At 40.9% G+C, this 13,091-nt stretch carries 13 protein-coding genes; 4 read left to right on the top strand and 9 right to left on the bottom strand.

Annotation, left to right across the window (positions count from 1 at the left end; translation table 11 throughout):
- The first annotated feature begins 387 nt into the window (after positions 1 to 387).
- Positions 388 to 831, top strand: coding sequence for a hypothetical protein (locus V7K69_RS30465; protein ID WP_335041571.1), 444 nt, complete (start codon positions 388 to 390; stop codon positions 829 to 831).
- Between the two features lie 5 nt (positions 832 to 836).
- On the opposite strand, the gene V7K69_RS30460 is transcribed toward V7K69_RS30465, so the two are convergent.
- The 3 genes from V7K69_RS30460 to V7K69_RS30450 form a co-directional block, all read right to left on the bottom strand.
- A complete protein-coding gene (locus tag V7K69_RS30460) occupies positions 837 to 983 on the bottom strand; it encodes a hypothetical protein (RefSeq protein ID WP_335041569.1) in 147 nt (48 codons plus the stop codon).
- Between the two features lie 306 nt (positions 984 to 1,289).
- Positions 1,290 to 1,934, bottom strand: a complete 645-nt coding sequence (locus V7K69_RS30455) for an HAD-IA family hydrolase (protein WP_185583346.1) — start codon at positions 1,932 to 1,934, stop codon at positions 1,290 to 1,292.
- A 192-nt stretch (positions 1,935 to 2,126) separates the two neighbouring features.
- The gene (locus V7K69_RS30450) at positions 2,127 to 3,320 is read right to left on the bottom strand and encodes an NAD(P)/FAD-dependent oxidoreductase (RefSeq protein ID WP_335041566.1); all 1,194 of its coding nucleotides are present in this window, start codon (positions 3,318 to 3,320) and stop codon (positions 2,127 to 2,129) included.
- 184 nt (positions 3,321 to 3,504) lie between these two features.
- On the opposite strand from V7K69_RS30450, the gene V7K69_RS30445 reads away from it, so the two are divergent.
- Both V7K69_RS30445 and V7K69_RS30440 read left to right on the top strand, forming a co-directional pair.
- On the top strand, positions 3,505 to 4,128 hold the full coding sequence (locus V7K69_RS30445; protein WP_335041563.1) for a 4Fe-4S single cluster domain-containing protein: 624 nt from the start codon (positions 3,505 to 3,507) through the stop codon (positions 4,126 to 4,128).
- A gap of 107 nt (positions 4,129 to 4,235) precedes the next feature.
- The gene (locus V7K69_RS30440; protein WP_335041561.1) at positions 4,236 to 5,273 is read left to right on the top strand and encodes a FecCD family ABC transporter permease; all 1,038 of its coding nucleotides are present in this window, start codon (positions 4,236 to 4,238) and stop codon (positions 5,271 to 5,273) included.
- Between the two features lie 192 nt (positions 5,274 to 5,465).
- Here the strand turns inward: V7K69_RS30440 and V7K69_RS30435 are convergent, their stop codons facing one another.
- Both V7K69_RS30435 and V7K69_RS30430 read right to left on the bottom strand, forming a co-directional pair.
- Complete coding sequence (locus V7K69_RS30435; RefSeq protein ID WP_335041559.1) at positions 5,466 to 5,621, bottom strand: hypothetical protein; 156 nt, start codon at positions 5,619 to 5,621, stop codon at positions 5,466 to 5,468.
- 76 nt (positions 5,622 to 5,697) lie between these two features.
- Positions 5,698 to 6,018, bottom strand: coding sequence for a DMT family transporter (locus V7K69_RS30430; protein ID WP_335041557.1), 321 nt, complete (start codon positions 6,016 to 6,018; stop codon positions 5,698 to 5,700).
- A 514-nt stretch (positions 6,019 to 6,532) separates the two neighbouring features.
- Here V7K69_RS30430 and V7K69_RS30425 point away from each other — a divergent pair.
- Positions 6,533 to 6,982 carry an Hsp20/alpha crystallin family protein gene (locus V7K69_RS30425; protein WP_335041555.1) on the top strand — a complete coding sequence of 150 codons (450 nt, stop codon included), beginning with the start codon at positions 6,533 to 6,535 and terminating at the stop codon, positions 6,980 to 6,982.
- A 241-nt stretch (positions 6,983 to 7,223) separates the two neighbouring features.
- Here V7K69_RS30425 and V7K69_RS30420 read toward each other — a convergent pair whose 3' ends face one another.
- The 4 genes from V7K69_RS30420 to V7K69_RS30405 all read right to left on the bottom strand — a co-directional run bounded on the left by V7K69_RS30420 (position 7,224) and on the right by V7K69_RS30405 (position 12,750).
- Positions 7,224 to 7,523 carry a 2Fe-2S iron-sulfur cluster-binding protein gene (locus tag V7K69_RS30420; protein WP_335041553.1) on the bottom strand — a complete coding sequence of 100 codons (300 nt, stop codon included), beginning with the start codon at positions 7,521 to 7,523 and terminating at the stop codon, positions 7,224 to 7,226.
- Positions 7,524 to 7,626: 103 nt separating this feature from the next.
- Positions 7,627 to 8,478, bottom strand: coding sequence for a uroporphyrinogen-III synthase (locus V7K69_RS30415; RefSeq protein WP_335041575.1), 852 nt, complete (start codon positions 8,476 to 8,478; stop codon positions 7,627 to 7,629).
- 94 nt (positions 8,479 to 8,572) lie between these two features.
- On the bottom strand, positions 8,573 to 11,935 hold the full coding sequence (locus tag V7K69_RS30410; protein ID WP_335041551.1) for a two-partner secretion domain-containing protein: 3,363 nt from the start codon (positions 11,933 to 11,935) through the stop codon (positions 8,573 to 8,575).
- Between the two features lie 83 nt (positions 11,936 to 12,018).
- Entirely contained in the window at positions 12,019 to 12,750 is a 732-nt protein-coding gene (locus V7K69_RS30405) for a DUF928 domain-containing protein (RefSeq protein WP_335041549.1), read from the bottom strand.
- Positions 12,751 to 13,091 lie beyond the last annotated feature (341 nt).

Below are 13,091 nucleotides of genomic sequence, written 5' to 3'. Positions count from 1 at the left end.
ATTCTCATCATCGTCTCTAATCCTGTTGAGAATTAGCTTTTAGCTTTTGTTAAGAAAGATGTGACTAATGGATAGCTTAAAAAGGGGGACTTTGACTCCGGTTCCCCTTTTTTTAAGGCTAGGGGGGATCTAAAAGTGTCTAAATTCACAGTGAAATACTTTTCAAACAACCTCTTATAGAATTTATACTGAATTCTTCTTATAAAATTTTTTATACAAATAATTTTAAATATTTCAAGTGAAATTAGCGAATAAATATCAGATTTTACCGGAAACTTCACTTTAGTTTTGGTGATTTTTACTCAGGGGAAGAGGAATAGCAAATAGCTAAAGTGGAACCACAAGTCTGTACTAATTTTCATATAAGTTTTGGCAAAAGAGGCATTCATGGCGCGACTGAAACGCAGTTCTACAGTATTGGATAAGGCAACGCTACGGATATCGGGGATGAGATCAATTAGCGAAACGCTTAACTTTGACGATAGCTTGAATTTAGCGGAGTATGAAAGGCGGATTCAAACCTTGCAAACGAAGCTATCGAGCTACAACACAATGCTTTCCACGGTTGATGAAGCGGTAGGGCAAATTCAATTGCTAGAGCAGGATTTGAGAAGCTACTCAGAAAAAATGTTGATGAGTGTGGCGACGCGCTATGGTAAAAACAGTTTGCAGTATATGCAGGCAGGGGGTAAACCACGCAAGAGTAGTAAGCGATCCGTGGGGAATACTGCACTAAAGACTGCGCCAACAACGACGATCGCAGCAGTGATGACACCGAATACAGAGAAAGAGACGACAAATGGTAATGGCGCGAAGACGTTGCTAAAGTAAGGAAATTAGTTGATCGGTGCGATCGTCCGGCTCTTTTCTAGCCAAGCGATCGCCACAAACAATGCCATCTCTGCTATTGCAAATAGAATTATAGGAATCCGGTTTGATTTCTGAAAATATACGTAGGATGTGTTAGCGACAGCGTAACGCATCAAACCCATGATCATAGTGCGTTACGAACTCCGTTCTAACACACTCTACATACCTAATTTTGTTCAAAAATCAAATAGTAATCCTATAGAGCGATCGCACTGAATAATTTGCATTGAAAGTTTTTGACGCTAAGTGAACCGTATTGAATTATAAAGTTCAGTCGAAATCAAGTCTTCTAGTTTGAATATGCTCATGGTGTTGCGGCACTGAGAGCAGACTATTTCTATTTGTTCAGAATATTTTTTGTTGAGTATGTGCTGTGTTTAGATTTCAGAAAAAATAGCGATCGCTAAAGTATCTCCTTATTAACCACGATTGATCCAAACGCCTCTGAGTCCAGCTGCTTTAGCGGCGTAGTAGTCTTCTACAACGCTATCGCCAATATGCCATGCTGCTGAAGGAGAACATTTATGTTTATCTAAGGCAATAGCAAAAATTTGAGGATCGGGTTTAGCTGCACGTACCTGGGTAGCAATGGTGACGGAGGTAAAAAACTCTCTCAATCCCAAACTTTGCAATACTGAATAAATCCGGGAATCAAAATTGGATAGCACCCCCAAAGTAACCCCCAACCGCCGCCAGTTGATTAAAGCTGGTAAGACATCGGGATAGACAAACCACGGTTCGCCAGTGCCAAAGTGAATGTAAAGTTCGCTGAAAAAAGCCGAAAAGTCAGAAAATTCCTTGAGGACACCTGCACTTTCAAAAGTGTTTAGGGCAATTATCCGCCACCAATCAAACTCGCGCTGGGGAATATCTTGGAGTTCTGCATCTGGAAATATCGGCGGCGGCGCTGCTTTAAAGCTTTTGATAAAGGCTGTATTCAATGTTTCGGCTGGAACCGTCACACCAAATTCCTCAGCTATCTGACTATAAACTTGGCCCACACTGCCTTTAACATCGAAGAGTGTACCCACAGCATCTAAAAAAATAACTTTCGGTTGTTCCATCAAAGTTTGAAGATTTTGAATGTGGAATTTTAGATTTTGGCTTGTTAAAAGCTTCTGTGGGTAGAGTCTAGCATCTCCTAAGTAAGTTGACGAAAATAAAGTAAATCATTGTTATTGGTCATTTGTCATTTGTCATTTGTCATTTGTCATTTGTCATTTTTCCCCATTCCCCATTCCCCATTCCCAATTAAGTTACTTAGAAAGTGTCTCGATGATTGGACGCACTAGCCAATTAAAACCAACTTTGAGTTGATGGTCTAAAGTTGGCAATCTATATAAATAGGCAATCCGACGGGCAACGGATGCCAAGGGGCCATCTAGTTTAATTCCTAAACCAGTAAGGGTGGCATTGTTTTTACCCAATGTCATCATTTCTCCTAACTGTTGGTAGTGGAAGGGAAGGAGAGGACGATTAGTAAGAGTTGCCCAAATATTCCAAGCAGTATAATCAGCTTGTTGAAAAGCCGCTTGTGCTGTGGCGGGGACTTGCTGTCCTTCAACATCATGAGAGTCTGCTAAATCTCCCAAGGCAAAGATTTCTGGATGATCGATCGCTTGTAGATTGGATGTAGTGCTGATTTGACCGCGTTGATTTTGCTTGAGGGGAAGAGATTTCACTACAGGCGCAACCCTATTTCCCACAGTCCAAATTACCAAATCTACCGGAATCGTGTCTAACTGGTTTTTGTACTCTAGGGTGATGCTATTTTGCTCTATTGATTCGACTTTGGTTTCTAAGTCCAGAAACACGCCACGGGCTTCTATTGCTTTTTTTGCTGCTTCCCGGTTAAACTCTGGGGAAGTTCGCAAAATTTGATCAGCGATTTCAACGATCCGAAAGCGTCCTCTTTCACCGAGTCTGTCGGCTAACTTACAGGCTAACTCTACACCACTGTAGCCAGCTCCAATAATTGCCACCCGAATTTTATCAGCATCCGATTCTTCTAAAAACCGCAGGCGTTCTTCCAAACGATAGGCATCAGAGATAGTGCGGAATGGGTAGCCGTAGGTTGTCGCACCGGGGACTAAATCTAGCGGTGTCTCGCCTCCTAGTGCCAGCACTAAGCGATCGTAAGGGATTTCTGGCCCTTCATGTATATCTACCCGTTGCTGGTCAATGTCAATTCCAGACACAACTCCTTGATAAAAGCGCACCCCTGTGCCTTGTAAAAGTTCTTCAAAAGGTGGGGCAATTTCCCAGGTTTGCAGTTCGCCAGTGAGTAATTCGTAAAGTAAAGGGGAGAATAGGAAGCGATCGCTTTGATCTACCAAAACAATTTCGGGTTTTTGCGTAGATTCCCAAGGTAACTGGCTTAAGCGCAAGGCTGTGTAGAGACCACCAAAGCCTCCACCAAGGATACAAATTCTAGAAGTTTGTTGAGTCATCGATTTTATCTATAAAAGGATCAATACTAGCTGGGCAACTAACTTCAGGGTAACTGAAACTTTATCAAGTTTGGAATCCCATCAAGTTTTTGAGAAATTAATCATTTGTCATTTTTCACAGTTATCTAACGGTTGATTCGCTATAGTTAACAGTTACAGGCAACCGCAAAAAGGAGTTGAAGAGATGGAAATTAAGCCAACTGACCCATCACTAGCACTCATGGATATTCCCCCCGGCTATCTCAACATTATGGGTTATGTTGATCAGTCAGAAGTTAATGGCCCTGGTTGTCGTGCAGTTGTCTGGGTACAAGGTTGTCTTCGTGAGTGTCCTGGCTGCTTTAATACTAACTCTTGGTCATTTGAGCCTAACCAATTGATTGCTGTTGATACCCTTGCCGAGAATATTCTCAGCAATCCCCACAACACGGGTGTAACATTTTCTGGTGGAGAACCCTTTTGGCAAGCAACTGCATTGGCATCTTTAGCTCGTAAGGTAAAAGCTGCTGGGTTAAATGTAATGTCTTTTTCTGGGTTCACTCTTAAGCAGCTACAATCTCAATCCGCGCCTCCAGGTTCTCAAGAATTGTTAGAACAACTTGATATCTTGATTGACGGGCCTTTTGTACAATCCTTGGCAATTAATTCTCCCAACTCTCCAGTTTCTTCTAGTAATCAACGGGTTCGTGTGTTAAATCCGACTTTCCAAGACCAAATTACTTGGGCTAGCGATCAGATAGAAGTTCACATCCTTAAGGATGGTGGGCGCATTGTCACTGGCTATCAAGGTGGACTGGAGTTAACGTAGGGAATTGGGAATTGGGAATGAAAAGTTAAAGATTCTACCTTCTGAGGGTCAATGTTTACCTTCTGAGGGTCAACATTCACCTTCTGAGGGTCAAATTTTTACAGTTAATGAAAATACTAGACCGGAATTTGGCTAAACCATTTAAGACAATTTTTACTCAACACCGGGTACTTTGGGCTGTTTTACTCCTGAGTACTGCACTGGTGGTAACGCTAGTGCTGTCGCTTTCTCAAGGAGCAGTACCTTTAAGTATGTCGGAATTTTGGCAAGCCATACTCCACAAAGGCGATCCGATTAAACAGACAATTCTTTGGGATTTACGTCTCCCGCGCATTACGGCTGCTCTCATTGTCGGCGCGGCTTTGGGAATGTCAGGAGCATTACTGCAAGGGATGTTACGTAATAGTCTTGCCGATCCATTTATTTTGGGCATTTCAGCAGGTGCAGGATTAATTGTGATTGTGATGATTGTGTGGCAAATATTCCCGATCGCAATTCCTTTAGCAGCGTGGATGGGGGCAATTTTGACTTCTGCGATCGTTATTTTACTCGGTCGCGCGGGGTCGGGAATTTCGGTTGAACGGTTGATTTTAGGCGGGGTAGCGGTGAGTTCTTTATTAGGTTCTTTACAAAGTACCTTGCTGCTTTTAGCTGAAGACGGCCAAATTCAAATTGCGCTCAGTTGGCTAGTTGGTAGTCTCAATGGACGGGGTTGGCAAGAAATTTCGACGGCTGGCCCTTACATTATTGTTGCATTAATTGGGGGATGCTTACTGGCGCGATCGGTAAATGTGCTGGCTTTAGGAGATGATTTGGCTGTGGGTTTGGGGGTTTCGTTGACGCGATCGCGCTTGTTAATTGGTGGTGTCGCCACTCTCTTAGCCGCAGGTGCAGTCAGTATCAGTGGCTTGATTGGATTTGTTGGTCTTGTTGTCCCCCACGGTGTCCGCCTCATTGTTGGTACAGATCATCGCTTTGTTTTACCACTTTCCGCCCTTGCAGGTGCATGGTTACTGACTTTTGCAGATTTACTCTCTAGATTAGGAGCAGTAGAACTACCAGTAGGTTCTGTGACTGCTTTGCTGGGTTCACCGCTATTTATCTGGTTACTTTATCGTCGTTCTGCTGGGTTTAATAAATTTTGAGCTAATCTACTTGGATCAAAGCCAAAATTGTTTTATAGCTTAAGTTGAGATTATAAAATAATATCCTTTATGCCTCAGTGTATAAAAAACCTGCCAAATTCGCTGTATGAGTTTGGTTGTCTCTGGTAAAGTATTAAAAGTAAATTACTTGTGGGCTATATTTACCGAAGTTTACTATACTTTTAAAAGCATTTAACTACAGCAGTTTTCCATCAAACCCGCCACAAAAATAAATCCTAAAACAAAGCCCAGTATTGCTTTTAGTTGTGGCACGTTTGATTGTAATTCGCTGTAAGTCCGCTCATTTTGCTTTGCTAACGGAATAATAAAAGTTGCTGGTGTATTCACTACAATACCAAAAAGCAGAATGATCAGTTTTTGTTTATTTACCTCGTCTAGTCTAAAATAGACGAGGTATTTTTATTTACTCACTTGCATTTATACCAATTACACCCATAATTATTAGGGCAATTGATAAAAGTTTGATAAATGTAGCAGATTCACGAAACCAAATAATACCAATGATTGCAATTAGGACAGTTCCCAACCCAGCCCAGACAGAATAAGCCACGCTTACTTCTAGTCTCTTGAGAGCAAGAGTTAAAAAACTAAAACAAAATCCATAAAAAATAAATATTAATACTGAAGGGACTAATTTAGTAAATCCTTCTGATAACTTCATGCAAGTTGTGCCTGAAACCTCAAAAAGTATTGCGGCGATGAGATAAATCCAACTTGTTGACATATCTTTTGGGAGCGGTTTGTTAGCAGTCTTTTATTATCTCTATGAAAACCAGAAAATACAACACTTTTAATTGATATTAGTGAATGAGCAAATACCCTAATACCAATTAATTTTGAATCTGTACAGAATAATCTAGTTCAAATTTGCGGACAAATTGCCTTATTCAGGAAAAATCTAAAATGTAACGGGTATATTATTATTCATGATAAATAGGTCTAGTAATTCCGATGCCTGGCTTCTCAAATAAGCTAGATATCTATCTGCATAATATTAGCTTACAAGCACATTTTATAAATTATAAATTAGAGAATTTTTAAATTCAAGTCTCCCTTGTCGAGTTTACCGAACCTCGCTAGTTCAGATTACCCTACATTTATTGTGGTTCGGTAATCATCATAAATCATGTGATAAAAACCGAATTTACACCACTTTTATTTTTAAATATTATGAAAAGCAAGGAAATAAATCCTCAATTAGTTGAACAGCAAAGATACTGATTATACGAGGTAGAAAGATGACATTAGTACGTTGGAACCCCTGGCAAGAATTGAACACAATACAACGTCAAATCAATCGTTTATTTGATGAAGAAACTTTGCCATCTGCATTTTTAGAGAGAGGCTACTCTAGAGTTCCTGCTGCTGAGTTAAAAGAAACTGAAGATGCAATTCATCTAAAAGTAGAACTTCCGGGAATTGAGGCTAAAGACCTGGATTTGCAAGTTACAGAAAATACTGTATATCTAAGTGGTGAGCGGAAGTCTGAAGCTAAATCTGAAGAGAAAGGTGTAATCAAGAGTGAATTTCACTACGGTAAATTCCAACGTGTAATTCCTTTACCTACTCGGATTCAAAATACTAACGTTAAGGCAGATTATAAAGATGGCATCTTGAACCTGACGCTACCCAAAGCTGAAGAAGAAAAGAACAAAGTTGTCAAAGTTAATCTAGCATCTTCTGGCTAATTTCTGCTTTATATCTGCTAGCTATTTATTAAATTAAATAAAAAGCGCTCCCTTTTTAGAGAGCGCTTTTTAGTGTGAATGACTCAGGCTATATAGATTTTTTAGGAAAGTGCAAAATTCTAAATCTTGTAGAGTGTGTTATTGCCAAGAGTAAAGCACTACCTCAGATTTTAGTTGCGCTAGCACAAATGTTCTAACGCATCCTACAAAACTTGCTCTTTCTTAAATTCACCTTTCTTAGTTAACCGTTAAGCTCATCTTCTTGATGGGTTTGGATTACACAGTCAGAAGTTGGCTTGGCAACGCAGGTAAGAACCCATCCTGCGTCTATTTGATCGTCGTCTAAGAAGTTTTGATCTGATTGGTCAACTGTACCTGAAATCAGCTTACCAGCGCAGGTTGAGCAAGAACCAGCATTACAAGAATAAGGCAAGTCCATCTCATTTTCTTCGTTAGCGATCTCTAAGATGTAATCATCTTCAGAAACTTCAATTGTTTTTTCTTCATCTGGAGTCTTTAATGTGACTTTATAAGTTGCCATGTAACAATCCCTAGCTAAATGTGAACTACATTGTTGATCCTACGGGTTTATGTGCTGCTAGTCTAGAGTTAAATGTCGTTGATTACTCTACATCCTGAAGTGCTTAGTGTGAATTGGAAGTGAGAGTAAAAAATTCTGCGATCGCTTCAGCAAATCCCTCAAATGAACTATAATCCCTAGACACGATGGAGACATTCACACCCAACTTCCGCGCATTAGCAGTTGTATAAGGGCCAAAACACGCAATAGTGCAAACTTCATAGTCACGTGAGTTAACCATTGTCAAAAAGCTTTCTACTTCTGCCGTGCTACTAAAGGCAATGACATCGATCATTCCTTGATGTATCAGGTTTAATTCGATACTATAGATACTTGTGTCTAAGCCCTGTGTAATATATGTGGGTACACGAGTTACTTCTATGCCCAATTGCTGCAAATCCTTAATCAAATTGGGTACAACATCAGGCTCAGGCAACCCAACAACTTCTGGGGCAGGTATCAGTACTTTTTTGCCATAAATTTGCGGAATTTTCGCTAATTCTGCCACAATCCCGGCTGGACTAGATTCTGTCGGAATTAAATCTACCTTGCCACAAAAAGACAATAGGTTTTCTGCATCTTTTCCCAAAGCACATAATTGACATTTTTCTACCACAGATACAGGAATATTTAAATCATTCATCCGGTGAAAAAATGCAGTGATGCCATTTCTACTTGTGAAGACAATCCAATCAAATTCAACTATGTGGTTGAGAGCAGCATCTAACTTAGTGTAGTTTGATAAATAGCAGGTTTCGATAGTAGGCATGAAAACAGGTAAACCACCTTGTTTGATAATTTGTTCAGATAACCTATAAGCATAATTTCTCGGTGCTGTTACTAAAATTCTCTTGCCATATAGAGGTAACTCTCTAGATGGAGTGAGTATGTTGATTTGTTTTGATTGGCTGTGCATTTGTTTATCAATCAATGATATAAGCTCAACCTTATCCAAAATGAGCATTGGGATTTAGATGGTGTTGACAGCAACAGATAAATTTCTGCCTTCTTCACCGACATCCTCGACTGAGTAGCAACTTTCCATTGGCCAGTCGATAAAGCCCTTCTGCTTCGATAATAGGGTCGCCTTTTTTCCAAGCACGTGATGTTGGTTCAATATTACGCACTTCGCCAGTAGAATATACTGAAATTAGTCCATTCCCTGGACTATTACGTAAAGCGCCAGAACCAGTAATGAAGAATGTACCACCTTGCTTGGAACTGCGTGAAATGCAACTATTGGCGATGAGTGCATTGGTGTCGATGACGTTTGGAGATGCTCCAGTAAAACTGTTCTGAATGGAATTGGTATCAGGTGCGTTAATATTTGTTATGCCTGAAACGCCTAATTCTGAACTTGCAGTAATATCACTTTTTTCGGTCGGTTTTGTCCGCAACTCGATACCAAAGATACCTTGCGAGTTGATTTGAACTTTTCCACCTGTTCCAGTGTAGGCATTAGCTTTGATATCACTGTCTTCTTCAGGGATGGCGACGATGAATTTAGAGTTGATATTGATATTACCGCCATTACCACCAGCTTGCGCCCTACCTGCGGTGGTTGAAATTAAACCGCCACCGCGCAAAAATAATAAATCACCGATATCGAGGTTGATATCACCACCATTACCTGCATTTGTCAAAGATGCGATCGCACTGCCTTTACCAAGAACTTCCAGAAAATTAGCCTTAATTCTAATATTTCCAGCGTCACCCGTACCGAGGCTGCCAGAGACGATTTCAGCATCATCACGTACAATCAGGCGATCGCTAGTAATATCTATATCACCACCTTGACCATTAGCCTTTTCGTCAACTGATGATATTAAGCCAGTTGCAGACTCACTGTCTGAACCAGTCAGAATAATGTTCTCAGCTTTTACTGTTAAATTACCCGCATTTCCATTTCCCTGAGTTCCTGATGATATCTGTGATTCTTCTTGTACATTTAATAGTTGAGTTTTGATGCTGATATTGCCTGCGTTACCCTTAGCTTCATCGTCAACCTGAGTTCTGACACTGCTACTTCCACGTAAATCAATTTGACTGGCATTAATCGTAATATTTCCCGCATTACCTTGATTAAATGTAGAAGCAGAAATTTCTCCGTTATTGCTGAGGTTTAAGCGTCCTGTTGTAACGTCAATGCTTCCCCCAGAACCAATTCCCCCCGTTTGTAATTCTGCAAATAAACCTGATGGCACAAATGAACCATCTAGTCGTTCTGCACCAACCCCAGTAATATCAATAGAATCAGTGGCATGAACTACCAAATTACCCCCTTGTCCGCGTCCGCCTCCGAATACTGAGGTTGAGATGTTTCCACCATTACTCAACCGCAAGCGCTCTGTGTCAATAGTTATCGTGCCGCCCCGCACATTGGCATTACTTCCAATCACATCCGAGGTTAAGTCACTCATATAAGAAAAACCCCCGAACCGAGACAGAACTTCTTGTGCAAGAGGCTCAGACAAAATTTCTTCCGTAGCAGGGTTATTTAGTATATTCAACTGTTCCTTCGGTACGAAAACAAACCCGTCCAATTCTACATCTTTGGCGCGGATGGTAATATCCCCGGCATTACCGCTGCTTCTAGACGATGTAGTGCTTATATTTCCTGCTTGAGTTAGGGAGAGTCGAGGCGTTTCTATTGTTACATTACCCCCATTTCCTGAGCCAAAGGTGGACTGGCTCAGTACCCCGCTAGAGGAACCGCGAGAGAAACCACTAATCTCTACGTAGTCACTAGCTTTAATAAAAATGTTAGCTGCATTTGCACTGCTAGAAGTAGTCGTACTGACATAACCCCCATCTTTGAGATTGAGTCGTTGGGTTTCAATGGTGATATCCCCTGCTGTTGCTTGAGTTTTACTTCCAAATGGTGTAACAATACCTGTAGATATATTACTTTGAGTCACCTCAACCGCATTCCGAGCCTGAATGGAAATAGAACCGACACTTCCACCACCAGATGAAAGTGCTGTCACTCCTCCCCCAAAGAAATTGTTTTGAACTCGCAAAGTGCCCGTTTCAATCCGCAGATTACCTGTTGAACCTGAACTCAAGCTTCCAAGTCCTAAAGAAGCTCGATTAGTGATATTGACAGCATTTGTAGCTTGCACTGTCAAGTTACCTGCATTACCTGCACCTCCAGATATAACAGAGATAAAGCCACCATTAATGTTGACAAACTCTGTTGCATTGAAAGTGAGATTTCCCCCATTACCTCCACCACCAGTATTTACAGAGATACCACTGCTATTTTGTGTATTTCCATCTCCGGTAATTGTGATTTTCCCGGCATTGACAGTAACATCACCACCCGCACCTGTCGCTAGAGCGGCGCTACTAGAAAAAATCCGACTGCTGTTAGTGAGAGTAACTGCATCGCTGGCTTGAATTTGAATATCACCACCCTTTGCTGCGCCAAAAGTACCGCTTTGAATTGCAGAGTTGTTATCCAAACTAAATTGAATTGCATCAACTATAATTGAGCCGCCATTCCTACCGAAAAGAAACGAACCGTTTAGCCCAATTTTTCCGCCAAATAGTTCAATTGCACTATTGCCACTTGCAACGATGAAGCTACTATTGGTTAAGTTGATGGGTGCGCGTCCGAAATTTTCTGGTAATTTAAAACCCAATGAGGAGCCATCGACATTTAGCCCAACAGTTGTATCTCCACCGACTGCGCCCAATTTCAGTTGTCCATTTTGAGTAAACAAATAACTACCATCCAAAGTAATTTCACCGCCCATAAGTGCTAATGTGCTACCAGAGCCAACACGTAAAGCATCAACAATATTTCCCTGTGAATTCCGAATCGCTGCTTGGCTAGTAATACTTCCAGGTTGCGAACCAAACTGTAAACCAACTGGTACATTGATAGCCAATAACGGCGGTGCTTGGGGATTTATGGCGCTAAACTCTACCCCATTGCCAAAAACTAAACTATTTGCTGTCGTCGCCAAAAAAGAACCCTGTATATCTAAACTGGCATTCTTACCAAACACAATGCCATTGGGATTTAGCAAAAACAAATTTGCATCACCTAATACACCTAATCTCCCGAAAATATTCGATGAGTTACCACCAGTAACGCGAGAAAAGATATTTGTTATCCCCTCTGGATTGGCGAAATAAACACCTCTACCAACACCGACGTTAAAATCTTGAAAGCTGTGAAATAGGTTAGTGCCACGAGCCGCACCACCATCGATAATGTCATTATTTTGATTAAAAGGAACAACTTGCGATCGCTCTTTCCCCAGGCTATCATCGGGAGTTAACTGAGCCAAAGCAGGATGAATAGAAACTGCAACTGCTCCCACGCACCCCAACCATCCTGCGATGCTAAACCGCAAAATTTTCATAATTTCTATTTCCCTATTTTTTCTGTAGGACTAGATCCTAGATCCCCGACTTTTTAAAGAAGTTGGGGATCTAAATCATCAATTTAGCGATCGCTAGCAATCTTCTGGAGGTATTCGATGCGTTGTTGAGTATTTTTTTGTTCTACATCGTTACCTATCAATATTTCTGACTCTGCAAGGTTTTTAACTAAAGTTGCCCCACTCTGCCCTAGTTTACCATTATCAGTTCCTTTCAATGCTTCTTGGAGTGCTTCATACCACAACTCGTTTTCAGCATAATAATTGACGCTTTCGGAAATGCTAGTAAATTGATTTTTAGCAAGTGATTGAGGCTGGATAACGGTAAATTCTGCACGTCTCACAATCGGGCTATTTTCGCAGTCAATTGAGATTTGCCATAAATATGTTTTGCCTACTGTGAGTTTGGGGTAGTCGCGGGGAAGTTCTAGCTTGTTAATCCCCACTATTGTGGGTATTTCTTGAACTTTGCCAATTTGTTTAGGGTTGTTGCTTGAATCAAATTCAGCCAATCGGAATCGCACATTTTGGGAACTTGACATATACCAAGCTAACATTGGACGGGTGGAAGTGGTTTTACCGATATATGTCTGAGGTGCAAGCTGTGTCAGAGGGATACTGCCGTTACTTGGACATCCACGGGAACCACCCGCACGGGAATGTCCGCTAGCTGGTTTGCGATCGCGTGGTTTAAACTCAGCAAATGCTGGCAATGCTGTCATCAGAAAAACCATGCTCACAACTAAGCTTGTAAGTCTGCGGTTATTTCGCCAAAATCCAATATGTTGATGACTCATGGTAGATGTTGTTGATTGTAGGGTTATCTGAAACTTTTGAAATTCTTAATTTTTTCCTATTTATTGTTTTAAAAGTTGCTATTTATGTATCAAGTATTTTTAGATCCTCCTAAATCCAATACGGTTCAGTTAAGGCTAAAACTCTTTGTCAAAGTCAATTTTTTTTACGAACCACAGAGACGCAGAGGGCACTGAGAGAATAAAGAAATGCTTAACTGAACTGTATTGCTCCTAAATCCTCCGATAAATTGGAGGACTTTGAGTGCTTATTCCTCCATTTTTTGGGTGATATAGGAGGGATAGTGATCCAATTTGCTACTTTTCAAACATTCTCTGAACCA

Source organism: Nostoc sp., assembly GCF_036917775.1.
In the GTDB taxonomy this organism is placed as follows: Bacteria; Cyanobacteriota; Cyanobacteriia; order Cyanobacteriales; family Nostocaceae; genus Nostoc.
Note: the sequence above shows the minus strand (reverse complement) of the source record. Positions and strands in the feature narration are given on the sequence as shown.

What these genes read in the sequence shown, in the direction of transcription:
- V7K69_RS30465 (WP_335041571.1), top strand. Translation starts at nt 388, where the DNA reads ATGGCGCGACTGAAACGCAGTTCTACAGTATTGGATAAGGCAACGCTA.
- V7K69_RS30460 (WP_335041569.1), bottom strand. Translation starts at nt 983, where the DNA reads ATGCGTTACGCTGTCGCTAACACATCCTACGTATATTTTCAGAAATCA.
- V7K69_RS30455 (WP_185583346.1), bottom strand. Translation starts at nt 1,934, where the DNA reads ATGGAACAACCGAAAGTTATTTTTTTAGATGCTGTGGGTACACTCTTC.
- V7K69_RS30450 (WP_335041566.1), bottom strand. Translation starts at nt 3,320, where the DNA reads ATGACTCAACAAACTTCTAGAATTTGTATCCTTGGTGGAGGCTTTGGT.
- V7K69_RS30445 (WP_335041563.1), top strand. Translation starts at nt 3,505, where the DNA reads ATGGAAATTAAGCCAACTGACCCATCACTAGCACTCATGGATATTCCC.
- V7K69_RS30440 (WP_335041561.1), top strand. Translation starts at nt 4,236, where the DNA reads ATGAAAATACTAGACCGGAATTTGGCTAAACCATTTAAGACAATTTTT.
- V7K69_RS30430 (WP_335041557.1), bottom strand. Translation starts at nt 6,018, where the DNA reads ATGTCAACAAGTTGGATTTATCTCATCGCCGCAATACTTTTTGAGGTT.
- V7K69_RS30425 (WP_335041555.1), top strand. Translation starts at nt 6,533, where the DNA reads ATGACATTAGTACGTTGGAACCCCTGGCAAGAATTGAACACAATACAA.
- V7K69_RS30420 (WP_335041553.1), bottom strand. Translation starts at nt 7,523, where the DNA reads ATGGCAACTTATAAAGTCACATTAAAGACTCCAGATGAAGAAAAAACA.
- V7K69_RS30415 (WP_335041575.1), bottom strand. Translation starts at nt 8,478, where the DNA reads ATGCACAGCCAATCAAAACAAATCAACATACTCACTCCATCTAGAGAG.
- V7K69_RS30410 (WP_335041551.1), bottom strand. Translation starts at nt 11,935, where the DNA reads ATGAAAATTTTGCGGTTTAGCATCGCAGGATGGTTGGGGTGCGTGGGA.
- V7K69_RS30405 (WP_335041549.1), bottom strand. Translation starts at nt 12,750, where the DNA reads ATGAGTCATCAACATATTGGATTTTGGCGAAATAACCGCAGACTTACA.